This is a genomic window from Rickettsia rickettsii (genome assembly GCF_001951015.1).
Classification (GTDB): Bacteria; Pseudomonadota; Alphaproteobacteria; order Rickettsiales; family Rickettsiaceae; genus Rickettsia; species Rickettsia rickettsii.
In genome coordinates this window covers 589,176-614,104 of the sequence record NZ_CP018914.1, presented here as the reverse complement: position 1 = coordinate 614,104, position 24,929 = coordinate 589,176, and the positions used below count along the sequence as shown (strand labels likewise).

The following is a 24,929-nucleotide window of genomic DNA, read 5'->3' as shown; positions in this document are numbered from 1 at the left end:
AATTTAAAATTTATGAATGAAAATTCATTAAAACTTATAAAAAGAATTGTATTTTTTCATAGAAGAGGTCCTGATCGTAATTTCATCAGGGATTTCAGTTATGAACCTTGAAGGGTAAGAACGGACTATTTCATAAAATATTTTTCTGCTTTCAGCATGAGTAATGTAGAGGTCTTTTTTGGCTCTCGTAATACCGACATAAGCAATGCGGCGTTCTTCTTCTAAGCCTTTGTCGCCATCTTCGTCTAGAGATCTTTGAGACGGAAATACCCCCTCTTCCCAGCCCGGTAAAAATACCACGTCAAACTCAAGCCCTTTAGCTGCGTGCAGGGTCATTATAGTAACCGAGCCACCGTAATTGGTTTCAAGCACTTCATTTTCCATAACTAAGCTTGAATGTTCGATAAAATCATGAACATCGTTAAATTCAGCAATAGCTCTAAGCATTTCGTTAATATTTTCGATTCTACCGAATGCTTCTTCAGTTTTTTCTTCTTGAAGCATTTCAAGATAACCGGAATCATCAAGTATTGCTTTAACTACGTTTATTGGAGCATCTATACTAAATCTTTCGTACCAATTATCGATTTTAGTAACCAAATCTTTTAGAGTTTCATATGATTTTGCTTTAATCTCACCTATTTCTAGCATTTCTTTAATGGCTGCGAAATTAGAAATATTTCGCTCAAGTGCATAACCTCTAATTTTATTTAAGCTAGCTGCACCTATTGCCCTTTTCGGCACATTTATAATACGCTCAAGTGCTAGATTGTCATTTTTATTCAAAGATATACGGATATAAGCAAGCACATCTCTTATTTCCATACGTTCATAGAACCGCAAACCGCCTATAATTTTATAAGGCATAGCACTATTTATAAACGCTTCCTCAAAACTTCTTGTTTGAAATCCGGCTCGTACTAATATTGCAATATTGCCGGCATTATACCGGTTTTCTCGCACTAACTTATCTATTTCACCGGCTATATATCTTGCTTCTTCTTTATCACTCCAACAAGAGATAATTTTTATCTTTTCACCGTTTTCCCTATCCGTCCATAACGTTTTACTGTGACGGTTTTTATTATTATTGATAACATTGGAAGCAGCAGCAAGTATTGGCAAAGTTGATCTATAATTCTGCTCTAATTTAATAATTGTTGCACCTGCAAAATCTTTTTCAAAACGTAATATATTCCCGACTTCTGCTCCTCGCCAACCATAAATAGATTGATCATCATCCCCTACACAGCAAATATTTTTATATAAACTTGCGAGCATTCTTGCCCATAAATACTGGACAACGTTAGTGTCTTGATATTCATCAATTAAAATATATCGATATTTTTCTTGGTAATATCTTAGTATTTCAGAGTTTTTAATAAAAAGCTCATTATTATAAAGTAGCAAATCTCCAAAATCTAAAACATTAGAAATAAGTAAATTTTTCTGATATTCTTCGTATACAAGTTTTGCAACCCTCTGCAACGGTAAATTAGTATCTGATACTGATAGTTTAGTTGGTAATAATCCTTGATCTTTCCATCTAGAAATTATGATATGTATTAATTTAGGAGCATATTGTTTAGTATCAATATCTTTTAGCTTTACTATATCTTTCACTAGTTTTAATTGATCATCATGACTAATAATAGTAAATCTATTATTTAAACCAAGATTTAAATGCTCAATCTGGTCACGTAATATCCTAGCTGCCATTGAGTGGAAAGTGCCTATATTAAGACCATAGCAATTAATTAGACTATTAACTCTTTCAGCCATTTCTTTAGCAGCTTTATTAGTAAAAGTAACGGCTAGAATATTTTGAGGTGAGGCTAAATTTTGGTGAATAATATTAGCTATTCTTGAGGTAAGTACCTTTGTTTTACCTGTCCCTGCACCTGCAAGCAATAAAAGCGGTCCTTCAGTGTGAAGAACTGCTTTTTGCTGTTCTGGATTTAATGTATGTATGAAATCTTGATTTTGCATTTATTTTGATGTTGTGCTATGGCTCTACTATGTCATTCCCGCAAAAGCGGGCATGACATTAAAGCATTAAAATATCACCTTATTCTTCTTAGATTTTTAATAATATACGAAATAGTAATTATCGGACTACAAATAATTATTTTAAATAACCTAAAATAAGAGCTTAAATTTCTATCTTCAATAAACCAATTATATAAATCATTTATAGGTTTAATCTCAGCAGGAATAATATATTGATCTTTAAATAATGCTTTTAAAACTCTTTTTGCCTGTTTTGCTTCTACTTTACGCTCTATTGTTAAGCTGTGATCATGTACTCGGTAGAAATATAAAGATTCCGGTATATGAGCAAATTTCGTAACAAGCCCAAACCTTAGCCAATATTCATAATCATCCACTAACTGCATATTTTCATTATATCCACCTACTTGCCTTGCTAAATCGGCTCTATATAAGAAACATGCACCGACGCAATCTCTAATCGGTAAAAACTCAGGAGGTTCTTGATAAAGTCTTCTTCCTACTTTACCGTGGTCATCGATCAAAGTATAATCAGTATATACAAGCCCTATCTCAGGTGAATTATCAAGTATCTTAACCATTTTTTCTAAAGCATTTTCATGGAAAAGATTATCATCTGAAGTCCAAGTAAAATACTCCCCCTTGGCCTCTTTAAAAGCAATATTAAGACTTGCCGGTAATCTTTTATTGGTCTCATTTACTATTACCTTAATACGTGAATCCTGCTCTGCATATGTCCTAGCTACTATAACGCTATTATCTTTTGAGCAATCATCAATAATAATAAGCTCAAAGTCTTTAAAACTTTGATTAAGGCAACTCTCAATAGCAAAAGGTAACAGCTTCTTTCTATTATAAACCGGTAAAACTATTGAGATTTTTGGAAGATTACTATGCATGTCCTCCTAACATATCAAGAGTATTTAAACTATTAATTATATTTTCTATTAGTTCTGATTCTTCAGCTTTACATCCATCTTCAAGGATTAATAATATATTGCTTAAAGCATTATTAAGCATTTTGGGTATTATAATATTTTGCTCTTCAAACCTTTTAATTAGTTGCATCAAAGGATCAACATATTCAATTGTTAACGATTCTTTATATTGAGCAATAGCTCGGCAAGACAATCAGATAATGCCCATAACAAAAGATCAGCTCCTTCATTATCTATTAAATCAAATACTTCATAAATTTTTTCAATTTGTACTTCAATATTATCTACAAGCACTAGAATAATTTTTACTATTTAGATTATTATATTTTCTATGTCATTCCCGCTTTCGCGGGAATCCAGAAAAAATAATCTTAATACTGCTACAAAGAATTATATTCTTTATTAGATTCCTGCTTTCGCAGGGCGGGCATGCTTAATTCTGTAAATTTATATATTTCGTATTTAGATATTCAAATATCCCTTCAAATGAGCCTTCCACTCCAAAACCTGAAGCTTTACGTCCTGCAAAAGGTGCTTTTGCATTTGCAGGTAACGGGTCATTAATCGATACCATACCAAAATCAAGCTTAGACGCTATCATTTGTGCCACGGATATATTATTTGAATATACATATCCTTGCAAGCCGTATTCGGTATTATTTGCATGTTCTATTACTTCATCCAAATCTTTGAATTTATAACAAGCAACTACCGGACCGAATATTTCTATTCTAAAGATATCCATATTATCCAAACAGTCAATAATAATAGTAGGCTCAATAAAATTATCAACAGTTTTACCGCCGCAAATTAATTTAGCTCCTTTACTTTGTGCATCAGCGAGTAACTTTTGTATTTTTTCTATGGCAGCAGAATTAATTAACGGACCTACATCCGATTCCTTATCAAATCCGTCACCAGCTTTAAGCTTAGTAAATTTAGCCTTTAGAATTTCTATAAATTTTTCATATATAGATTCTTCTATAAATATTCTGTTAGGTGAAGTACAAGACTGTCCACTATTTCTAGTTTTAGCGATTACTAAATCACTTACTACTTTCTCTAAATTATTATCTGCCGTTATAATGAAAGGAGCATTGCCGCCAAGTTCCAAAGATAAACGTTTTAGAGTATTTGCGGCATTTTGATATAGAATTTTACCGACATTTGTAGCGCCGGTAAATGATAATTTCCGAAGCCTAAAATCTTCACAAAAAGCCTTACCTATAATATCTGAACTACCTGTAATTACATTAAATACTCCGGAAGGCAAACCGGCATCGCTTGCAAATTTCGCAAGTACTAAAGCTGATAGAGGCGTAAGACTTGACGGTTTTAATATAACGCTGCAACCCGCAGCTATTGCAGGTACTACCTTGCGAGCAATCATTGCATTTGGAAAATTCCAAGGAGTTATAGCAGCAGACGGTCCTACAGGCTCATATTGCGTAACAATTTTATGAGTGTTACTATTACCGGGTTTGATAGTCGAATGAATATTATGTATAGCATATGTATACCAATCAATAAAAGAGGCTCCATATAAAATTTCTTTTTTTGATTCAGCAAGTACTTTACCCTGCTCTAGGGTTAATATATGACTTAACTCCTCAATATTTTCGATTACTAAATTATACCATCTTCTAAGAATCGCTATTCTCGCTTCAAATGAACTTTGTGACCATAAAGCAAAACTAGTCACCGTATTATTAATCGCTGAATTAATCTCAGATAATCCTAAATTCGGAACTGTAGCAATTTCTTTTAAGGTCGCAGGATTAATAACGGATATTTGCTTACCGAACTCTATAAATTCACCGTTTATATAATTCTTTCCCGTAATGTTTTTAAGTAAGTTCATATATTTTTACCTGCGTGGATACTAAAATCGTCATTGCGAGCGAACATTGGCGTTGTTGCATGGCTCGAGAAAAGTGTTATAAACTTATATTAAAATTATACGGCAATACTAGCAAGAAAAATATTTATAATGAATTATTTATACCAAAATCTTCACCACCCATTTGACTTTCTAATACATCATAAGAAATATTTGCCAAATTAGCATGTTTTATAATATTAATGATATCTTCAGGAGCTATTGCATTTAATATAAGATTCAATATTTCTTGAGGAAATTTATATCCAATGTCAGATAATATAGCAGAGTTTTCAGTTATATTATAATAAAGTCATACACCTATCTTGTTTAAGTCTTCTAGAATATTTTCTCACAATACATTTGATACTTTATCTACCTTTATAGCCTCAGCTATTTTAACCCATAACTCAGAGGGACTTCAAAAGCTATTAAATTCTTGAATGGCTCTAAATAATTACCTTTAACTCCTTTACCCCATGTATACTCAATAACCTCAGATGAAATATCAGAGTAATATTTTTTCTTAGGATTTATTAATTGTGACTCTAAAGAGATCACAGCTGAGAGAAATACTTTTTCTAAGTTATTAAATAACCGCCTTTATTAAGATTTATACTTGCTAACAGCCAACCATTTGAGTCATCTCCATTAAAACTCCAATTCTGATGTAACATATTGAGTCCAAAGTCAAATTTTTAAATATATTAGTAGTCGTAGGCTTATCAGTAGCTAACCTAATATCAGGAGCCTTTATCACTTGATCATATCTAACTCCGGTTATTTCTAGCTCTGTAAATTTTTCACTTTGGCTATTTGGATAAAAATGATTTAAGTAAAATTTAATTGCCGAATATATTAAAAATTTTTCGGCTTCTGCTAGCTCTATTTCTAAATTAGCATTTTTCAATGCTTCTAAATTTTGTATGTTAAAACTACCTCATCCAACTAAAAATTTCATAAGTAATGGATATGTATCAATATTTTGTTTTTGTGGTGGTATATTTGTTCCAAGTCATTATATATTTGTACCTAATTAAATTAATACACAATGACTATAATAAGTGTCTTACTAAATGCAACAATTTTTTTATTAACTTATATGTTAATTTACAGCTAAAAAATCTAAATTATTTATTGAGAAATTTTTCAGCCTCAAGAGCCGCCATACAGCCTGTTCCTGCAGCAGTTACTGCTTGTCTATAAATTTTATCCTGAACGTCACCAGCAGCAAAAACACCTTCTACACTAGTTCTAGTAGTGCCTGACTTCGTGATGATATAATTATCGTCATCCATTGCAATTTGTCCGGTAAATAGCCCCGTATTCGGTGCATGCCCAATAGCTATAAATACACCGCTACAATTCAATAAACTAATCTCTTTGGTGTGAACATTTTGAATTTTAACTCCAGTAACGGATTTTGGTTTATTGCTACCTACAATCTCATCTACTACATGATCCCAAATTACTGATATTTTAGAATTTTTAAATAATCGATCCTGTAATATTTTCTCAGCTCTAAAACTATCTCTTCTATGCACTATAGTGACTTTGTTAGCATGATTGGTTAAGTATAAAGCTTCTTCTACTGCACTATTTCCTCCCCCTACTACAACTATTTCTTGATTCTTAAAAAAGACACCATCGCAAGTAGCACATGCCGAAACACCAAAACCACGAAATTTCTGCTCTGAAGCTATACCAAGCCATTTTGCTTCCGCACCGGTACAAATGATTATGCTCTCCGCGTCATATTCATTTCCTGCTCCTGTAAATACTTTAAAAGGTCTTTTTGATAAATCCACCTTTTCTACGTAATCACTAACAATTTCCGTACCGACATTTTTAGCCTGCATATACATCTGCTCCATAAGCCAAGGTCCTTGCACCGTTTCCGCAAATCCTGGATAGTTCTCAACACCGGTGGTAATTGTAAGCTGCCCGCCTGGCTGCATACCATTTATTAATATTGGTTTTAAAGCAGCTCTAGCTGTATAAATAGCGGCACTTAAGCCCGCAGGTCCTGAACCTATTATTAGTACTTTAGTAGTAATTTTCATAATTATTATTTATTAATTTAAATGATGCCTATGTCATTCATGCGAAAGCAGGAATCCAGAAAAACATATAAAAAACAATTTTTTTATATGTTTATTGTATGAAATATGTAATTTTTGTACTAAGATTAAGGTTATTTTTCTGGATTCCCGCGAAAGCGGGAATGACATCCTGAACGTTCGTACAATACAAGGTCATACAATCTAAGACTTCTTTTCTAACCAAGATTTGACATAGTTAATTTCTTCAGGGTTCATTAGAGAAGGAGCATGACCGGCATATTTTATTTCATAAAGATCAAAAATTTTTGTTTCTTTCATCTTTTTAAGAGTAGATTTTGTTAAAATTTGAGATTTCATCCCATGAATTACTAATATTCTACATTTTATTTTATTCCATACAGACCATAGTTTAATATCTTCCTGGTTACTAGCATTTTTCATTCCTTTTGTTATAGCAGGATCATAATTCATTTTATATTTTCCGCCGAATGTAGAAATGACACTATATTTTGTTAAATAATCCCAATCTTCTTCATCTTTAATACCGCTTTGTGCATAAATAAGTTTTAAATGTTCTTTTGCACTAGCCAAATCATCTAAGAGTATCGTTTTTTTAGCATAACCTCCCATTTTAATTAAAGGAGCCGCATCAATAAACGCCCCTATATCATTTAATATTAAGGCTTTAAAAATATTTTTATATTTACTGGCAAGTACCATACCTATAATGCCGCCCATTGAAGTACCAAGCCAAATAGGATTTTTGATATTTAGCCTTTTTAAAAAAAATAACGTATCTTTAATATAAGTCGTATAGTTATAATGATTAGCTTTTTTAAAATTTTCGCTATCACTGCGACCGGGATAATTTATTGCAATTACTCTATAATTTTTACTCAACTCTTTAGCTATTTTATCAAAATCATGAGCATTTCTAGTTAAACCGTGAGCACATACTATTATATTTTTATTTTTAGGATCACCGAATTCCAAATAAGAAATTTTATGTTTCGGTATATATTGAAGAGGTAATAAATTAATATAGGGACCAATTTTTATTGAATTAATTTTCATATGAACCTATTAATACCAATTTAGAATAAATTGTAAAAAAATCATTGTCATCAATTGTCATCATGTTATTAATTTAAGTCACTTAAAAATATACTGACCATGGTCGGCATATATATAACTACAAAAAGCAAAGATAAAAACACAGTAGCTGCAACTTTTTCAGGGTAAAATTTCTGTAAATTCGCTATAACTATAGTATTTGCTGCGAGTGGTGCCGTAGAAAGTAGTTTTAGGGCATTATAGTAATCATTGTTATACCATTTTGTTACAAAATGATCAAACATGATAAATAACCCTACTCCCAAAGGATAGAATAGAAATTTAGCAGCAAAAGTAGCAAGAGTAAATTTGATATCGACTTCAAATTTTTGTAGAGACGAAAGAGCAAGACCCACCATCACCATACCGAGTATCGAAAAAGAGCCTTTCATATTATATATAAAATCATCTAAAAAATCCGGTAAAGTCAAACCGCAAAAACTAAATAAACATCCCAAGAAAAAAGCATTTAAAATCGGTAATTTTACTACTTTTAATATACTATCGGTGGTATTAGCAAAGCTCCTCATACAAATATAAAAGCCGACGGAACATTCATAAATATTCACTCCTATAACAACCATCATGTAAATACTTAATGTATAATCATCAAAAAGTGCTGTAGCTATAGGCAACATAAAATACCCGCCATTTGCCGTACCTGCAGACAAAGCTATAATATTACGTGTATGATCCTGCCAAAATTTACCAAAAAAATAATAAGAAAAGAGCGATAAGAGTGTTGCAATTACAAATGTTACAACCGTAATGCTTAATGCGGCAAGTGTTAAGGTTGTACTAGCAGGTATCGTAAAAAATACTATAGGCGATATAAAATAGAATAGTAACGAAGAGATACTATCTCTTTCAACATTTGAATATTTACCTGCTAAAAATCCTATTACTACACTTAATAATACCGAAACGGTTTTAAAAAAAACTATACTAAAGATTATCATGTAATGAGCTAAAGATATAATTACTTATAATATATGAGGTTTTATTTTTTTCACTAAATTTTGTAAAGATTTTTACTTCATCAGACCAAAATAAATTTCTAATTAAAACTTTAAAAACTTTATGTGATTTAAGGTGTCTAATTTAATATGAAATTTTCATATTTATTGGTATTGCTCGCGTGGATTCATATGTCATTCCTGCGGAGGCATTGTTGTGTGGATTCATATGTCATTCCTGCTTTTGCAGGAATGACATAAGGAATAACACATGAAGCTACTTCGGAAATTATAGGCATATGTAAATTATATTTTTTTATCAAATCCAAAACTAATTTTAATGCTTCTCTTCCCTCTACTAGCTCTTTATATTCCTGTAAAAATTGCTTTTTATCGCTACTAATTCCAAGTTCATAACCAAATTTTGTATTACGTGAACCTAACGAATAACAAGTAAGCACTAAATCGCCTACTACGCCCTCTAGTAAAATATCAGAATTTTTTTGCATACCACCTAACGCTTTCGACAAAATAGCAATTTCTTTTAAGGCAGCTACTATAAGCGTTGCTCTTGCATTCTCGCCCTGCTTTCTTGCTAAATCAATCCCGCTTTTAATAGCAAAAATATTTTTTAAAGCTCCTGCTACCTGTAATGTTACAATATCGCTTGACACATTAGTAGTAAAAATTTTTGAACTTAGGTTATAAGCTATTTTATTTGCTATATCTATATCTAAACTTGCAATACTTGCCGAAGCAGGTAAATTTTTAGCAAGTTCTTTTGCTAGATTCGGACCTACAAAAAACGCTGTAGGACTATGCGGTAATAGAGTTTTTAACCTATCTGAAAATAATGTGGTAGGATTACGGGCAAAGCCTTTTGTTGCAATTAGAAGAGTATTGTCTTTAGAAATGCTGTGAGTTTTTAATAATTTTATTGAGTCATCAAAAGCGTAAGACGGCACTGCAATAATAATTAATTCAAAATCCTTAATTATATCTAAGTTTGTAGTAGCCTGTAAATGAGCAGGTAATTTAATATCCCCTAAATATTTTACATTAGTTTTGTTATGTAAAATTTCCTTTGCTATTGCCTCATCACGTAAAAATAAAGTAACGTTATTACAGTTTTGTGCTGCTAAAGAAGCAAGGCTAGTACCAAAACTCCCTCCCCCATAAACCGCAATATTTTTAAATTTGTTCATGTGCTTATTTTTTCTTTGTCACTTGCAGGTTTGTATGTATCGTTGCTTGGCTTGTTTATGTAATTCTCACGAATGGGGGGAATCCAGTAAAACCATATAAAAACAAGTTTTTATATGGTTTTTTTATCAAATATGTAACTTCTGTATCAATATTGAAGTTGTGTTTCTGAATTCCTGCTTCTGTGGGAATGACATTGAGCGAATTTCTCGAGCCATAAAACAATACCTACTCACAATAACAATTTCACTACTCCACAGCTTTCTCAAGATTTACTATTATAACGGGTGACTTATTAATTTCTTGTTTTAAGGTTTTACGGATTGTTCCTTTTATTGCCTCGATTACTTGTTCATCCGACAATGCTTTTTTAGCCTGTTTATTTTGAATGGTCACAAGTTCTTTAATGTGGTTTTTAATGAGGTTAACTAATGCCATATCCTCTTTCGGATCAAGCAGCCCGGGCATAGACAGCATTGGGTTTGCAGCAAGCAGTCCTTTTTTATTAATGACTACTGATGCTACCACGATACCCGACTCACGCATACGTCTTCTAGCTTTGAAAATCGGAGATTCAACGGGCAGCAAATAATTACCGTCAACAGCTAAATAACCGTTTTCAACCTTTGAAATTACTTTTGCATTATTAGGTTCAAGCAGTACTACACTACCATTTTCAACCTCTACTACCTGTTTTATGCCGTTTTTCTTAGCAAGCTTAACATGTTCATGAATATGTACAGGCTCGCCGTGAACAGGTATACAAATATTCGGTCTAATTAGAGAATACATTTTTTGTAGCTCGTCAATCGATGGATGTCCTGAAACATGTACAAAATGGTCTCGCTCTGTAATAACTTCTACACCGGCCTTAACAAATATATTAAATAGCCTGAATATTTTCTTTTCATTACCCGGAATAATTTTTGAAGAAAAAATCATTGTATCCTTAGGAACAAGCTTTATAGACGGATGAGAATTACTAGCCAGTTTTGCGGTAGCAGCCATAGGCTCACCTTGACAACCGGTAGCAATTACTAATAATTCTTCTCTTCTAAATCTGCTAACATCACGTTCACTAATTAGAGGAGCAATATCTTTCAAATAGCCGCTTTCCTGCGCAGCAAGCATCATACGGTGCAAACTTCTACCGGTTAAGACTACTTTTCTACCCGCAAGCCCTGCAGCATGAATTATTGTATCAAGCCGTGCTAAATTAGAGGCAAAGGTTGAAACTACTACCATTTGAGGACAACCGGCTATAATATCTACTAAACTTTTTCTAACATCCCCCTCAGAACCTGAGCTTCCTTTATTAAATACGTTAGTTGAATCACAAACAAGTGCAAGAACCCCTTCATCTCCGTAAAATTTTAAAAGCTCCTCATCGGCTTTTTTCCCAAGTATCGGATCGTTATCAAATTTCCAATCCCCCGTATGTAAAATATTACCTGCATCCGTACGGATCATAATTGCTTGCATTTCAGGAGCCGAGTGAGTCAGTGGCACCATCTCTAAGGAAAAAGGATCTAGATTTATTTTACTACCGGGTTTTACTTCATGAATTTTTATATTTTTAGCAAAATCATATTCATTTAAACGAATTTTTAGAAAATTTGCTGTAAAAGTAGTACTATAAATAGGACATTTAAGTCTATTCCATAAATATTGGACTCCACCTAAATGATCCTCGTGAGCATGAGTTAAAATCAGACCTACTATATCTTTTTTATATTTCTCGATAAAGCTGCTATCAGCAATTATCATATCAACACCGGGTAAATAATCATCGGCAAAACCGCTACCACAATCAATCATTAACCATTGACCTTGATAATGGTAAAGATTAAGATTCATACCTATTTCATTAGAGCCCCCTAGCGGTACAAATAGCAGATCATTTTTATGATTTTTGATGTTGAATGATGACATAATTTAACTTAATATTTATTTTATTATTTTATTCTTATAACTTATTATTAGTTAAGCGTCTATATATTAAAAAAGAAATTCATATAATGAATATAAATAAAATAGCATTGATTTATAACCACAATTCCAAACATTTAGCTATTATAGAGGAAATAAAAAAACTCTATAATTATTGTAAAATAGAGGAAGCGGAGGTCATTATCGTAATAGGCGGGGATGGAGAATTACTACATAATATTCACCGCTATATGCATCTTAATATACCTTTTTACGGAGTTAATTTAGGAAGCCTCGGCTTTTTAATGAATCCTTTAGATACCAAAAAATTATTACAAAATATACACGACAGTACGGTTTCTATCCTAAATCCTCTTCTTATGCAAGTCGCAGATACGAACGGTCAAATATATACGGCACTTGCTATTAACGAAGTATCGATATTTCGTAAAACTAATCAAGCTGCTAAATTTAGAATAGAAGTAAACGGGATAGAGAGAATGAACGAATTAGTAGCAGACGGAGCTTTAGTTGCAACACCTGCCGGAAGTAGTGCTTATAATTTATCTGCCAGCGGTCCTATTTTACCGCTTGAGTCAAACATGTTATGCCTAACCCCTATCTGCTCGTTTAGACCGCGTAGATGGCACGGTGCTTTACTGCTTTCATCTGCTACGATTAAATTTGAAATACTTAATACAAATAAACGACCGGTAAATGCTACTGCCGACTTTCAGGAGTTTAATAATATCACAAATGTTACCGTTAAATCTACTAAGGATAAGCCTGTCAAACTGCTCTTTAATAAAAACCATACGCTGGAAGATAGAATTATTAAAGAGCAATTCGGTGGGTAATTATTAAAAAATATTAATAATTTTTTGACTAAGCATTAAACTAATGTATGATGCCTTGTTAAAAATAACTAGGCATCATATATGAAATCAAAAAAGTCTTCTATTAACTTTTCTGAAAATACCCATATTTTATGGTTACCACGTGAAGCTCCAATATTACTTTAAATACAGCTATAGAATTGTACTCAGCAATAGTTAAGGATTTTGATATAAAAAATAATTATTTAAGAACTATTGAAGAAATAAAAAATTCAAAATTAGCTTCAGAATTTGCTAATTTAGCAATTAAGGAGATAAAAGAGGTAAAAACCCCAAAAAAGCTATTGGACTGTGTATTAAAAAATACAGTTACGAAGAACTTAAAAATCATGAGTTATTTAAAGATTATGCGATTAGTGAATATAATGCTTTAATTAATAAAAATTCTAAAGTAGAAATATTTTTTGAATACAAACCTAGCTCCAATTCTTCTAACCCTATCACTAAGATTATCAATAAATTTATCGCTAAGGAAAATATTGTTCGTTTAGCCGTAGTAGAAAAAAATATTGCATTAATGGAAGAAGTAGCTAAAGATATACTTAAATCAGCACCTATAGTTTTAAATTTACTTAAAACTCACGGAGAATGGTATCAAAAATATCTAAATATTATTATTTGTAAAACCTGAATTTCAACCTGATATTATTAAACAATTAGCAAATATAGAAGATTTTGCTATTCTAGGCTCTTTTTCTGAAATATTGCTTGCTACCAAAAAATATGATGAAATAATAACATTACCTGCACCACGACCAGCGAATCTAGTAAACAATGAGCAAAAACAGGAAAGTAAATTCATCTATTTTTCCGTTATAATCTATCAGTAGCCTATAATAATAAAGGAAAATTATCATTAGACGAAGAACAATTATTACGCATTTTAAAGGATCGACCAAACGATAGCGCTTCATCAAGCTATAGCTTATTTAATATTTATTTACTTAACGAAAGGGCAACAGCAACAACAAATTTAATCAAAAATGCTCCTACAGATATCAAAATTTTGACAGCAATGAGTTTTAATTTAGCTGAAATTGCTGAAGCTAAATTAAATCTAATTAATCAAGACAATTTATCTAAAGATAGTCAAGAACAGTTTCGATGTTTTCAATATATTGCCAAATACAATCAATATTCTGCTGCTGAGAAAATTGTGCATGAAGAAAACCTAAAGGATGAGTGAATCGAAATGAGCAACTCTATGAGTGGTGTTATATTACTATCTACAACAGCCTGATATACCAAAGTAATATGAATTAGCTAAACAATTTATACAAAAAATACCTAAAAATAAAATAACTCCATATCTCAGTAATATCTTCCAGGCAATAGAATTTTTATTCAATCCTGAAGAATATATTAACCAAATTCATATCGAAGCTCTTGTTAGCAACATTAATTTTGTACAAGCACAAGCTATAGAAAAAATTAATAAGATTATCACTTGTTTAATCGCAATTAAGAAATACAACTTAGGGTTAAAGAAAGTTGAGGAAATTTTACAATATGATAATAAAAATCAGGAAGCCATTGAGATTAGATACGAATCAATGTGATAAATTTATAAATGCCTTAAAGAAAGATATAATATATAGACAACAGGGGGATAACGGCGTTAAATTTATCGGTAAAAAAGTAGTTGACATTAAAATTGATGGTGACCAGCGTTTATTCACAAATATATTACATTCAAACGAACAAGGTTAATTACTGATACATTTTGATCATCAAGGAAATCATAATGATGTAATAAAATTCGCCGGCGAACATCATCTAGAATTTCATCAAGGTTCACTATAACTTTAATAAAATTATTAATTTTTACTCAAAAGGTTGGCGTAGGTTAATAGCGGCAGATACGGTACCCTCGTCTAAATAATCAAGTTCACCTCCGATAGGTATACCGCTAGCAAGGCGAGAAATTTTAGCAGGATGCTCTTTTAAATATTCTGTAATAAAATAAGCAGTAGTCTGACCTTCTAAAGTAGAATTAGTAGCAATAATAACTTCTTTAATATTTTCTGCAAAACATCTTGTAAGTAGTTCAGGTAACCGAAGTATGCTAGGGTTTTGTCTACTAGCTGCCGATAAATTATGACCGAGTACATGATATAAACCTTTAAAATTACCGCTACGCTCCATTGCCCATAATTCAGCCACAGTTTCGACAATAGCAATAATTGATTTATCTCTATATTCAGAAGAACAAATACGGCAAATATTTTCCGTATCCATATTACCGCAAATCTCGCATTTTACTATTTTCTTATCTATCTCTACAAGATTATTAATCAGGCTTTTTAACCTTACGTCTTTATCTTGCAATAGGTAAAGCGCTATACGCCTTGCCGATCTAATACCAAGACCGGGTAATTTTGAAAAAAGATAAATTAGCTGATCTATATCATTATAATTTGTTTCATTCATAAATATACTCGTTTAATTTGAAAAATGAGCTACATCGTATTATAAGCACTGCGGTACTCACCTATTAATTGTATATGCTCCGCTCTTCGCCTTATATACTCCTTGCTCTTTTCCAAATTAAACTTCGTCTATTACTTAGGAGTATATTTAAGACTTAATAACGACGGTTCCGGCTATTTTATCATGTAATGCTTGTTTTTTAGAAGAAAAAAGTATGAAAAAAATACCGATAGGAAAAGTCATATACCCTAAAAATCTTTTAATTAACTGCTTTAAGGTCGGACGATTTAATGTTACGGCATCTACGATTTTCATACGTAAAAACATTTTACTAAGCGTTGCACCTTTATAATACCAAAGCGTTATGAAATATGAGCCTATTACTAATATATTAGTAGCAAAAATTGAAATATTAAACAAAATATATTTATTAAAATTTCCTGCTTTAAGATATTCATAAAATTCCTGACTCATAACCGAGTTAAACATTTCATTGGGATTATGAAGATTAATGTTATTGCTAAGGAAATAATCATTAAAGAACAACCATAATAAATTAAAAGAACAAAATTGTGATATTGGGATTGCTATAAAGGCAAATACTGATAAATCAAGTGCCGTAGAAAAAATTCGTGCTATAAAATCAGGATAAATAATTTGCTTTTTCATTGCCAGTTACTTTATTTTGGTGTTAGATAGTAAGGGTTATGGCAATCTCAGGATTTTGGCATGAGATTGCTTCGTCAAAACTTACAGTTTTGCCTTGCAATGACGATTAATACCCCTAATCAAAATTCAATATATTACATTCATGAATCAATTTAAAGCATATAGTTTATTATTTGTTGATAGTTTTGTCTCAAATCTTGTTATAGGTTTTCAGAATGAATTAATATTTCATTCTATGAAAATGTTCGGAGGCTATAATAATTTAATAATGCTGTTAGTAGCTATTTGTGCTTCTCTTAGCGGTAATGCAATCAATTATATTTTTGGAAAAATAGTTTTAAATATCTTTTATGCTTCCAAAAATACACAAAATATTTTAAGACATAAAAATTTAACAAAACTATATTATAAATATGAGATATTTATAATTTTCTTAATGGCATTTTCTTTTTGGGGAAGCTTTATTTCTTTATTCTCCGGTTTTTTTAAAACAAAATTTCTAAAATTTTTAGGTATTGGTTGTTTGGCAAAAGCATGCTATTATGCCTTAGAATTGTATATATTTTTTAACGCATGAAAAAATTAACCAAAACTCATTCTCATAGACAACAAAAATTAGCAAGCATTATAAATGAAGCATTAATAGAAATTCTAAGGCGTGGCAAAATGCTGGATAGCAGACTTTTTGATTGTCCTCTCACTATTACGAAAGTTATAGTTACTACTGATCTCAAAATAGCTAATTGTTATTTCTTGCCTTTTAATACTAAACTAACAATAGATGAAATTATGGATGCATTAAATAATTCTAAAAATGCTATCAGAAATTTTATTACTAATAAAATACATATGAAATTCTCGCCTGATATAAGATTTCATTACGATCACGGATTTGATAATGCTATAAAAGTGGCACACTTATTAAAAGATCTCTGAATATAGGAATCTAATAATTTATTAAAAAAATTATTATTAATAAATTGTTTTAATATTTAGGTTATTGTATCATGCCATATTTTAATCAGTAATGTTATAACTTAAATATGGCATAACAAAATAGATAACCTAAAAGAAATAAAAGGATTAACAGGTTTACGCGGGTATACTGCATTATGGGTATCCTTCTTAACACGCCACATATAATTTGGCCAGATAACTCAATTGGAATAAATATAGCAAGACTTGGCAGTCTTGGGGTTGTAATATTTTTTGTGTTATCCGGCTTTATTTTATGTTATGTATATAATACTAGATTTTATACGCATACCGTTAGTTATAAAAGTTTTTTATTTGCACGTATTGCCAGAGTTTATCCATTACATTTATTTATGCTTTTATAATGTGTTCCTTATTCAAGCATGGGGGTTCACGGATTTAGTATCTTGGAATCAACCTTCATGTGCAATAAGTACGGCAATGTTTGCATATTAATTATTTCCTTTTTTAATATCATTGATGCAAAGATTATCAATAATTAAGTTATTGATAATCTTGTTATTTATATCTTATGGGATAATTTCTGCTCCTTATGCTTTTCAATGGCTGCAGACCCATATTTAGTAACGAAAGAGTACAATTTGCTTACGGTAAAAGCTTAATAATGTTTTTAGGTGTATTTATTTTTGGTTGTATAACATTTTTTATTACAAAATATATAAAATCTTTGAAACTTAATTATATTATTTATGATATTATTACATTTGTAGGAATTGCTGTTTTTGCTTATATTTTTATTATAATTAATGCAGAAACACTTTGGTGGCTTGCAGTTGGCTCATCCTTAATAATTATTGGAAAATCTAATGATTCAGGATTAAGTAAACTTATTTTCGGTAATCCAATAACATATTTTCTAGATCAAATTTCATATACTTTATACCTTTCTGCTTTAACTACAGAATTTTTTGTAGCATATTACTGGATTTATCCAACTCCTTTATGGCTTAAATTTGCTACTTCGGTTACAATAGCTACTATTTTGCATTATATAATTGAATTACCAGCTCGCCAGTTCATTCGTCAATTAAAAGTGAATAGATAGGTGCTAGGAGATAAACGCAATCATTGAAAACAATAATTATCCGTTATACTAAAAACGCTTAAAAATTAAGCTTTAGTACAACAGCCCCCTAGCATAAATGGACTAAAGGCTATAAATAAATGTTTTGCAATGATGGAGTTTAAACATCATTTACAAAACGATAAATATCATAATAATTAAAATAATCAAGATATTTTAGTTATTTTTTAAATTTTAAGTATAACTCAAATAAAAATAAATCCTTATTTTTATTAAATAACTTTAAAAGATTATTTTTTTATATTAAAATATAAAAATAATCTTTTAATAAAAATAAATAGAAAATGTCTCCTCAAATAATAGAGTTATTAATTTTTGCCGTTATTGCCTTTTACATTATCAACAAATTAATTACGACTCTCGGTTCTACTTCAGAAGAGGAACAGACAAAGCAAAAATCTTATTTTGGCGAACCGGTTATTAAGGACGTAACTTACAGTATAGTTAAATCTAATAAAGAAGAAAAAAATATTCCCACAGCCCAAGATATTAAAGCTTTTAAAGATATAATAGTAGAACATAATATAACTGCGGTCGTAGATGGAATGGAACAAGTCCATAAACGCCTTTACTCCTTTGATCCGGTTAAATTCATAAATAATGCTAAAACTGCTTTTCAAATGATTATAGAAGCTGCTTATAAAAAAGATGCTAAAGAATTATCTGAGCTGATAGATAAAAGATACTTGGAAGAATTTGAAAAAATAACACCGTCCTATGGTGATTTTTTTGACTCATCGGCTTTAAGTGCAAAATATTCAGAAATTTACATGTTCGGTAATAACATATTTATTAAATTACTATTTCAAGGTAAAAATGTAGTTGACAAAATCGAAGATTTAAAAGAAGAATGGACATTTACACGTAATGCTAATACCAAAGAAGTTGATTGGTTTTTAAGCAATATTGAGAGAGTGTAGCAATTATATTTTATGACCTGAATGTCATGTCCGCGGAAGTGGGAATGACATCAAAAGACTATAAAACTAAATAACAAACTATTAGTAATGAGTAAAATTTTCTATATTATAGGCACTATATTAATAATAAGTGTCGGTATTTTTATGTTTCAAACGATAACGGATAACAATCAAATAATCCCCAGAAAAGTTTTATTCGGTAACCCTGATAAAGCAAGGGTTTCTCTAACCCACGACGGCAAATATATTCTATATGTTGCACCGAAAGACGGTGTATTAAACATTTGGCTAGCACCCTCAGATGATATTAGTAAAGCAGAAGCCATAACCCATGACAAAGGACGCGGTATTTGGTCTTATGCTAAAGCTTATAATAATAAAAATATTTTATATACCCAAGATTTTAACGGTGATGAAAATGACCGAATTTATAGCTATAACATAGAGACAAAAGAGACAAAATTACTTACTCCTGCAAAAGGAGTTAAAGCCAAAATAGCCGGAGCAAGTCATAAGAAGCCAAATGAGATATTAATATATTTAAATGAGCGTAATCCTGAATATTTTGATATTTACAAATTAAATCTAGATACTCTAGAAAAAGAACTGATTTATAAAAATGATAGATTTACTGATTATGTAACTGATGAAAATTTAAATTTAAGATTCGGTAGCTTACTAGATAAAGACGGAGCTGTTGAATATTATGAATTAAAAGACGGAGAACCAAAGTTATTTACTAAGATATCAATGGAAGATTCTTTTAACACTGCCATACTTGGTTTTGATGCTAGCGGTGAAACTTTATATATGCTAGAGGGACGTAATCGTAATACCTCCGCACTTAAAGCTATAACACTAGCTACAGGTAGTGAAGAAATATTAGCCGAAGATGCAAAAGCCGATATCAGCTTATTTACAGTTCATCCCACAAAGCAAACTCCGCAAGCAGTATCTATAGATTATGATAGAGTCTCATATAAAATATTAGATAAAGATATTGAAGATGATATTAAATATTTGCAATCTATTGATCGCGGTGATTTAATTATTAATAGTAGGACGCTAGACGATAAAACTTGGATCGTTGCTTATATGGCTGATAATGCACCGGTGAAATATTATAAATATGATAGGACAAATAAAAAAGCTGAGTTTTTATTTACTAATCGCAAAGAACTTGAGCAATATAATCTTGCTAAGATGATACCGATAATTATCAAGTCACGTGACGGGCTTGATTTAGTTAGCTATATCACTTTTCCAAATGATGTAAAGCTCGATAAAAATAATATACCAGATAGAAAAGTACCTCTAATTTTAAATGTCCACGGCGGTCCGTGGGTACGTGATAGCTGGGGATACAATACTGAGCATCAGTGGCTTGCAAATCGTGGTTACGCAGTTTTAAGTATAAATTACCGTGGTTCTACCGGTTTTGGGAAAGATTTCTTAAACGCCGGTAATTTAGAATATGCCGGTAAAATGCACACCGATTTAATTGATGGTGTTAACTGGGCTATTAAGAATAATATAGTTGATTCTGACAAAGTTTGTATTATGGGTGGAAGCTATGGAGGTTATGCAACGCTTGTAGGTCTTACCATGACGCCTGACGTATTTGCTTGCGGTATTGACGTTGTCGGTATGTCTAATTTATTAACTCATGTGCAATCTAAAGCTCCTTATATGACACCATTGTTAAGTATATATAAAACACGTATAGGACCTTGGGACACTGAAGAAGAAAAAGAATTTTTAAGACAAAGATCACCGATTAATTTTGTTGATAATATCAAAAAGCCTTTATTTATAGCACAAGGTGTTCACGATGTGAGAGTCGTGCAGGCAGAATCAGAACAGATTGTAAACAGCATGCAAGCAAAGCATATACCGGTAGTTTATGCACTTTACAAAGATGAAGGTCATGGATTTGCAAAAGCCGGTAATAGAATCTCATATTACGCTCTTGCCGAGCAGTTTTTAGCTAAGGTTTTAAAAGGAAGAGCGGAACATATAGGAGATGACTTAAAGAATGCTAATCTCATTCTGAATGATAAAGAAAAAATTAGCGGTACAGAGGCAGAAAAGATTATAGATACGGCAGTTGGGAATTAAGAAGAAACTGTCATACCGTGACTCGGTGTCACCCCGTGGCTTGCCCATGGGATCTAGTTAAAAATACTAATAATTTTAGTATTTTTTATTGTTTTTTAGATTCCTGCTTTCGCAGGAAAATGACACAGAAGAGCGACAATGACATTAAGTAAGTTTGAGTACTATCATGCTACTTACAAATACTGAAAATTCTTACGGCTTAATTGCAAAACTTTTTCACTGGATCATGAGCATTATAGTTATAGTAATGCTCGTTGTCGGTGTCTTAATGGATAATTTCTTAGAACTTCCTTTAAAAGGGCAATTATACGGGATACATGAAGCAACCGGTATAGTTGTTTTATCTTTAGTAATAATAAGGCTTTTATGGAAATGCTATAATGCTAATGTTTTGCTACCGGAAGATATGCCGAATTAGCACAAAAAGCCACTAATATTAATATAAATTTGCTATAGCTTTTAATGTTATTAATGCCGATAAGCGGCTTTCTAATAACTATCTTATCAAACCATCATATTGATTTTTATGGTTTGTTTACTATAAATTCTTTTGCTCCAGATTTACAATTTGCCAAAATCTTTAAAAAAAATCTATAAAAAGGCTGCTTATTTACTGCTTTAATTATTTTGATATACTAGCTGCATTATATCATCACTTTATTAGGAAAGATAACGTATTAAAAGGATATTGAATGAGTAACCTCATTATAAACTTATTGACATATAATAAATTGTGTTTTATATACAAAGTAAGATCAGATAACTTACTATATTAGTATTATGAGTAAAAGTGCCAGAGTAGTAATCTCATCGAAAGGACAGGTAGTTATACCTAAATATATAAGAAATAAACTTGGTTTACATTCAGGCTCTGAGTTAATCATTAACTACAAAAAAAATGAACCATTAGAATTGCTTCCTATAAAAAAAGATATCTATAGTTTTTTTGGTAAAGGTAAACATAAAGCTAAAAACGGTCCGGTGGATGTAGATGAAGCTATTAGTATTGAGGTTATCGAAAATGATAGGAATTGACACTAATATCTTAACTCGTACTTTTCTTGAAGATGATGAAATACAAGGTAAAGCAGCTCAAAATTTCTTAAAACATAACATCACTAATAAGATTTTTATTGCATCATATGCATTACTTAAATTTGTATGGGTGCTAAAAGTAAATAAATTTACTCGCCAGGAAATTTATGAAGCAGTAATTAATCTTATTGATAATTCCAGTTTTATCATTGGGCATCAAGACATATATCAGCTACTGAGAAATATATTAAAGGTAAAGCAGACTTTGCCGATTATATGATTATTGCAGAAGGAGAAGTCAATAGTGCTAATAAGTTTAGCACTTTTGATAAAGACATAGTAAGAGAAGTTAAAAATGCATCTTATCCATAAAAATTAATAGCACTTTAATAAATTATTTAAAATGAATATTCATGAATATCAAGCAAAAGAGATTTTAAGAAAATACGGCGTACCTACTTCCACCGGGCTAGTTGTTACGAAAACCGAAAAGATTAATGAAACCATAGATAAATTAAATACGGAAGTATATGTGGTTAAAGCACAAATACATGCCGGCGGTAGAGGTAAAGCAGGCGGTGTTAAGGTTGTTAAGAGTAAAGAAGAAGCCAAAAAAGTTGCTCATGACATGTTTGGTATTAATTTAGTAACGCATCAAACAGGACCTCAAGGACAAAAAGTAAACCGTCTTTATATCGAATCAGGTTGTGAGATTTTAAAAGAATATTATTTTAGTATAGTATTTGATAGATCGGCTAGCTGTATTACTTTTATAGCTTCTACGGAAGGAGGAGTTGATATTGAAGAGGTAGCAGAAAAAACTCCGGAAAAAATTATTAAATTTTCCGTTGATCCTGCAACCGGTTTACAAGATTTTCATATGCGAGGCATAGCTTATGAGTTAGGCTTTAAGGATAACCAAGCTAAACAGATGAAAGAAATAGTAAAATCAGTCTATAATGCTTTTATTGAAACCGATGCAGCACAAATTGAAATCAACCCATTAATTGTAAATAGCGACGGGAACTTATTAGCTTTAGATGCAAAAATTACTTTTGACGATAACGGCTTATTGCGGCATCCGAATATTACGGCAATGCGTGATCATGATGAAGAAGATCCTCTAGAAACTAGAGCAGCGAATGCAGGACTTAGCTATGTAAAAATGGACGGTAATATCGGTTGTATGGTTAACGGTGCCGGTCTTGCCATGGCCACTATGGATATTATTAAACTTTACGGTGCTTCACCTGCTAATTTCTTGGATGTCGGTGGTGGAGCTGATCGTGAGCGTGTAAAAGAAGCTTTAAAAATAATTTTATCTGATAAAGCAGTACAAGGGATTCTAGTTAATATTTTCGGCGGTATCATGCGTTGTGATATTATAGCAGAAGGGATTATTGCCGCTGCAAAAGACATAGGTATAAAAGTACCGTTAGTAGTTCGTTTAGCCGGTACAAACGTTGAAAAAGGTAAAGAAATTTTATCAAATTCCGGTTTAGAAATAATACCGGCACATGATTTAGCAGATGCGGCAAATAAAATAGTTGAAGCGATACGGTAGATAACCGTCATGAGCTATACAGGCATTGACCTTGTTGTATAGCTCGAACAACCAGTTCAGTGTCATACCGTGTCTTGACCACAGTATCCATAAAAAAATTAAAATAAGGACTGGATCACGCGATCAAGTCGCGGGACATCAAAGTAAAATAAAAACAATAAACATTATTTAACATGGCAATATTAATAAATAAAAAAACACAAGTTATCTGTCAGGGTTTTACTGGTTTACAAGGAACTTTTCACTCTGAACAAGCGATAGCGTACGGCACTAACATGGTTGGCGGTGTTACACCCGGCAAAGGCGGTCATACTCACCTTGATTTACCTGTATATAATACCGTACATGAAGCAAAAGCAAAAACCGGTGCAAATGCAAGCGTTATATATGTTCCGCCTGGCTTTGCCGCTGATTCGATATTAGAAGCAATCGATGCCGAAATTGAAGTAGTAGTATGTATAACAGAAGGAATTCCAGTGCTTGATATGGTGAAAGTCAAACGTGCTTTAGTCGGTTCTAAAACTAGATTAATCGGTCCTAACTGCCCTGGAGTTATCACACCGGGTGAATGTAAAATCGGTATTATGCCTGGGCATATTCATAAAAGAGGAACAATAGGTATTGTTTCAAGATCAGGTACTCTAACTTATGAAGCAGTAGCACAGACAACAGCAGTAGGACTTGGACAATCTACGTGTGTCGGTATAGGCGGCGATCCTGTTAATGGCACTAATTTTGTTGATTGTATTGAGATGTTTTTGAAAGATGATGAAACAAAAGCAGTTATTATGATCGGTGAAATTGGCGGTAATGCAGAAGAAGATGCAGCTGAGTTTATCAAGCAGTCAAAAATCAAGAAACCTATAGTAAGCTTTATTGCAGGTATTACAGCACCTCCAGGTAAAAGAATGGGACATGCCGGAGCTATTATTGTCGGCAGAACAGGAAGTGCCGAAGATAAGCTGGAAGCTCTACAAAGTGCCGGCGTAGTTATCACTAGATCCCCTGCCGATATCGGTAAAACTATGTTAGATTTACTAAATAAAGGCTAAAGTTATTCAAGAGCAATTGCTGTCATTCCTACTAGGCCTTGTTGCGTGGAGACTGAAGGTCATCATTGCGAGGA

General features: G+C 31.8%; 27 protein-coding genes and 2 pseudogenes. 15 read left to right on the top strand and 14 right to left on the bottom strand.

The genetic code is table 11. From position 1 onward, the window contains the following. Positions 1 to 27: 27 nt before the first annotated feature. The 11 genes and pseudogenes from pcrA to BTU51_RS03520 all read right to left on the bottom strand — a co-directional run bounded on the left by pcrA (position 28) and on the right by BTU51_RS03520 (position 12,094). On the bottom strand, positions 28 to 1,989 hold the full coding sequence (pcrA, locus tag BTU51_RS03565) for a DNA helicase PcrA (RefSeq protein WP_012150817.1): 1,962 nt from the start codon (positions 1,987 to 1,989) through the stop codon (positions 28 to 30). A gap of 74 nt (positions 1,990 to 2,063) precedes the next feature. Beyond that, positions 2,064 to 2,909: a glycosyltransferase gene (locus tag BTU51_RS03560; RefSeq protein WP_012150816.1), complete on the bottom strand. Its 846-nt coding sequence runs from the start codon at positions 2,907 to 2,909 to the stop codon at positions 2,064 to 2,066. Then, positions 2,902 to 3,248: pseudogene (locus tag BTU51_RS09960) on the bottom strand (hypothetical protein). The gene BTU51_RS03560 and the pseudogene BTU51_RS09960 overlap by 8 nt, the downstream one beginning before the upstream one ends. Before the next feature lie 133 nt (positions 3,249 to 3,381). Then, positions 3,382 to 4,809: an NAD-dependent succinate-semialdehyde dehydrogenase gene (locus BTU51_RS03550; RefSeq protein ID WP_012150813.1), complete on the bottom strand. Its 1,428-nt coding sequence runs from the start codon at positions 4,807 to 4,809 to the stop codon at positions 3,382 to 3,384. Positions 4,810 to 4,933: 124 nt separating this feature from the next. After that, positions 4,934 to 5,071 carry a hypothetical protein gene (locus BTU51_RS08175; protein ID WP_012262387.1) on the bottom strand — a complete coding sequence of 46 codons (138 nt, stop codon included), beginning with the start codon at positions 5,069 to 5,071 and terminating at the stop codon, positions 4,934 to 4,936. 378 nt (positions 5,072 to 5,449) lie between these two features. After that, positions 5,450 to 5,737 carry a hypothetical protein gene (locus BTU51_RS03545; protein ID WP_012262385.1) on the bottom strand — a complete coding sequence of 96 codons (288 nt, stop codon included), beginning with the start codon at positions 5,735 to 5,737 and terminating at the stop codon, positions 5,450 to 5,452. Positions 5,738 to 5,957: 220 nt separating this feature from the next. Continuing rightward, a complete protein-coding gene (trxB, locus tag BTU51_RS03540) occupies positions 5,958 to 6,890 on the bottom strand; it encodes a thioredoxin-disulfide reductase (protein WP_012150812.1) in 933 nt (310 codons plus the stop codon). A 201-nt stretch (positions 6,891 to 7,091) separates the two neighbouring features. Continuing rightward, positions 7,092 to 7,964: an alpha/beta fold hydrolase gene (locus BTU51_RS03535; protein WP_012150811.1), complete on the bottom strand. Its 873-nt coding sequence runs from the start codon at positions 7,962 to 7,964 to the stop codon at positions 7,092 to 7,094. 68 nt (positions 7,965 to 8,032) lie between these two features. Further along, positions 8,033 to 8,962, bottom strand: a complete 930-nt coding sequence (locus tag BTU51_RS03530; RefSeq protein ID WP_012150810.1) for an AEC family transporter — start codon at positions 8,960 to 8,962, stop codon at positions 8,033 to 8,035. Positions 8,963 to 9,147: 185 nt separating this feature from the next. Beyond that, positions 9,148 to 10,164 (bottom strand): NAD(P)H-dependent glycerol-3-phosphate dehydrogenase, encoded by a 1,017-nt coding sequence (locus BTU51_RS03525; protein ID WP_012150809.1) that lies wholly within the window; start codon positions 10,162 to 10,164, stop codon positions 9,148 to 9,150. A 247-nt stretch (positions 10,165 to 10,411) separates the two neighbouring features. After that, complete coding sequence (locus BTU51_RS03520; RefSeq protein WP_012150808.1) at positions 10,412 to 12,094, bottom strand: ribonuclease J; 1,683 nt, start codon at positions 12,092 to 12,094, stop codon at positions 10,412 to 10,414. An 86-nt stretch (positions 12,095 to 12,180) separates the two neighbouring features. Between BTU51_RS03520 and BTU51_RS03515 the strand changes: the two genes are divergently transcribed. Next, complete coding sequence (locus BTU51_RS03515) at positions 12,181 to 12,948, top strand: NAD kinase (RefSeq protein WP_012150807.1); 768 nt, start codon at positions 12,181 to 12,183, stop codon at positions 12,946 to 12,948. Positions 12,949 to 13,127: 179 nt separating this feature from the next. Then, entirely contained in the window at positions 13,128 to 13,361 is a 234-nt protein-coding gene (locus BTU51_RS03510) for a hypothetical protein (protein WP_012150806.1), read from the top strand. A 260-nt stretch (positions 13,362 to 13,621) separates the two neighbouring features. Here BTU51_RS03510 and BTU51_RS08555 read toward each other — a convergent pair whose 3' ends face one another. Next, positions 13,622 to 13,789: a hypothetical protein gene (locus tag BTU51_RS08555; RefSeq protein WP_012150804.1), complete on the bottom strand. Its 168-nt coding sequence runs from the start codon at positions 13,787 to 13,789 to the stop codon at positions 13,622 to 13,624. Between the two features lie 204 nt (positions 13,790 to 13,993). On the opposite strand from BTU51_RS08555, the gene BTU51_RS08550 reads away from it, so the two are divergent. Together BTU51_RS08550 and BTU51_RS03500 are read left to right on the top strand one after the other, a co-directional pair. After that, on the top strand, positions 13,994 to 14,173 hold the full coding sequence (locus BTU51_RS08550; RefSeq protein ID WP_012262383.1) for a hypothetical protein: 180 nt from the start codon (positions 13,994 to 13,996) through the stop codon (positions 14,171 to 14,173). A gap of 347 nt (positions 14,174 to 14,520) precedes the next feature. Continuing rightward, the gene (locus tag BTU51_RS03500) at positions 14,521 to 14,697 is read left to right on the top strand and encodes a hypothetical protein (protein WP_230453530.1); all 177 of its coding nucleotides are present in this window, start codon (positions 14,521 to 14,523) and stop codon (positions 14,695 to 14,697) included. Positions 14,698 to 14,811: 114 nt separating this feature from the next. Here the strand turns inward: BTU51_RS03500 and recR are convergent, their stop codons facing one another. Both recR and BTU51_RS03490 read right to left on the bottom strand, forming a co-directional pair. Beyond that, complete coding sequence (recR, locus tag BTU51_RS03495) at positions 14,812 to 15,417, bottom strand: recombination mediator RecR (RefSeq protein WP_012150801.1); 606 nt, start codon at positions 15,415 to 15,417, stop codon at positions 14,812 to 14,814. 147 nt (positions 15,418 to 15,564) lie between these two features. Further along, complete coding sequence (locus BTU51_RS03490) at positions 15,565 to 16,086, bottom strand: RDD family protein (RefSeq protein ID WP_004995736.1); 522 nt, start codon at positions 16,084 to 16,086, stop codon at positions 15,565 to 15,567. A gap of 142 nt (positions 16,087 to 16,228) precedes the next feature. On the opposite strand from BTU51_RS03490, the gene BTU51_RS03485 reads away from it, so the two are divergent. The 11 genes and pseudogenes from BTU51_RS03485 (at position 16,229) to sucD (ending at position 24,855) form a co-directional block, all read left to right on the top strand. Beyond that, complete coding sequence (locus BTU51_RS03485) at positions 16,229 to 16,663, top strand: YqaA family protein (RefSeq protein ID WP_012150800.1); 435 nt, start codon at positions 16,229 to 16,231, stop codon at positions 16,661 to 16,663. Continuing rightward, positions 16,660 to 17,022: a 30S ribosome-binding factor RbfA gene (gene rbfA / locus BTU51_RS03480; RefSeq protein ID WP_012150799.1), complete on the top strand. Its 363-nt coding sequence runs from the start codon at positions 16,660 to 16,662 to the stop codon at positions 17,020 to 17,022. Before BTU51_RS03485 ends, rbfA begins: the two co-directional genes overlap by 4 nt. A gap of 176 nt (positions 17,023 to 17,198) precedes the next feature. Then, the gene (locus tag BTU51_RS09955) at positions 17,199 to 17,426 is read left to right on the top strand and encodes an acyltransferase family protein (RefSeq protein ID WP_012150798.1); all 228 of its coding nucleotides are present in this window, start codon (positions 17,199 to 17,201) and stop codon (positions 17,424 to 17,426) included. 188 nt (positions 17,427 to 17,614) lie between these two features. Beyond that, entirely contained in the window at positions 17,615 to 18,127 is a 513-nt protein-coding gene (locus BTU51_RS03470; protein ID WP_012150797.1) for a hypothetical protein, read from the top strand. Positions 18,128 to 18,450: 323 nt separating this feature from the next. Further along, positions 18,451 to 19,086 (top strand): Tim44 domain-containing protein, encoded by a 636-nt coding sequence (locus BTU51_RS03465; RefSeq protein ID WP_004995740.1) that lies wholly within the window; start codon positions 18,451 to 18,453, stop codon positions 19,084 to 19,086. Positions 19,087 to 19,173: 87 nt separating this feature from the next. After that, the gene (locus tag BTU51_RS03460) at positions 19,174 to 21,204 is read left to right on the top strand and encodes a S9 family peptidase (RefSeq protein ID WP_012150796.1); all 2,031 of its coding nucleotides are present in this window, start codon (positions 19,174 to 19,176) and stop codon (positions 21,202 to 21,204) included. A gap of 166 nt (positions 21,205 to 21,370) precedes the next feature. Then, positions 21,371 to 21,622 carry a cytochrome b gene (locus tag BTU51_RS03455; RefSeq protein WP_012150795.1) on the top strand — a complete coding sequence of 84 codons (252 nt, stop codon included), beginning with the start codon at positions 21,371 to 21,373 and terminating at the stop codon, positions 21,620 to 21,622. A 362-nt stretch (positions 21,623 to 21,984) separates the two neighbouring features. Continuing rightward, positions 21,985 to 22,239 carry an AbrB/MazE/SpoVT family DNA-binding domain-containing protein gene (locus tag BTU51_RS03445; RefSeq protein WP_012150793.1) on the top strand — a complete coding sequence of 85 codons (255 nt, stop codon included), beginning with the start codon at positions 21,985 to 21,987 and terminating at the stop codon, positions 22,237 to 22,239. Further along, positions 22,226 to 22,611 (top strand): annotated as a pseudogene (locus tag BTU51_RS03440) (PIN domain-containing protein). The gene BTU51_RS03445 and the pseudogene BTU51_RS03440 overlap by 14 nt, the downstream one beginning before the upstream one ends. A 31-nt stretch (positions 22,612 to 22,642) precedes the next feature. Next, positions 22,643 to 23,803: an ADP-forming succinate--CoA ligase subunit beta gene (sucC, locus tag BTU51_RS03435; RefSeq protein WP_012150790.1), complete on the top strand. Its 1,161-nt coding sequence runs from the start codon at positions 22,643 to 22,645 to the stop codon at positions 23,801 to 23,803. 173 nt (positions 23,804 to 23,976) lie between these two features. Then, on the top strand, positions 23,977 to 24,855 hold the full coding sequence (gene sucD, locus BTU51_RS03430; RefSeq protein ID WP_012150789.1) for a succinate--CoA ligase subunit alpha: 879 nt from the start codon (positions 23,977 to 23,979) through the stop codon (positions 24,853 to 24,855). Positions 24,856 to 24,929: the final 74 nt, after the last annotated feature.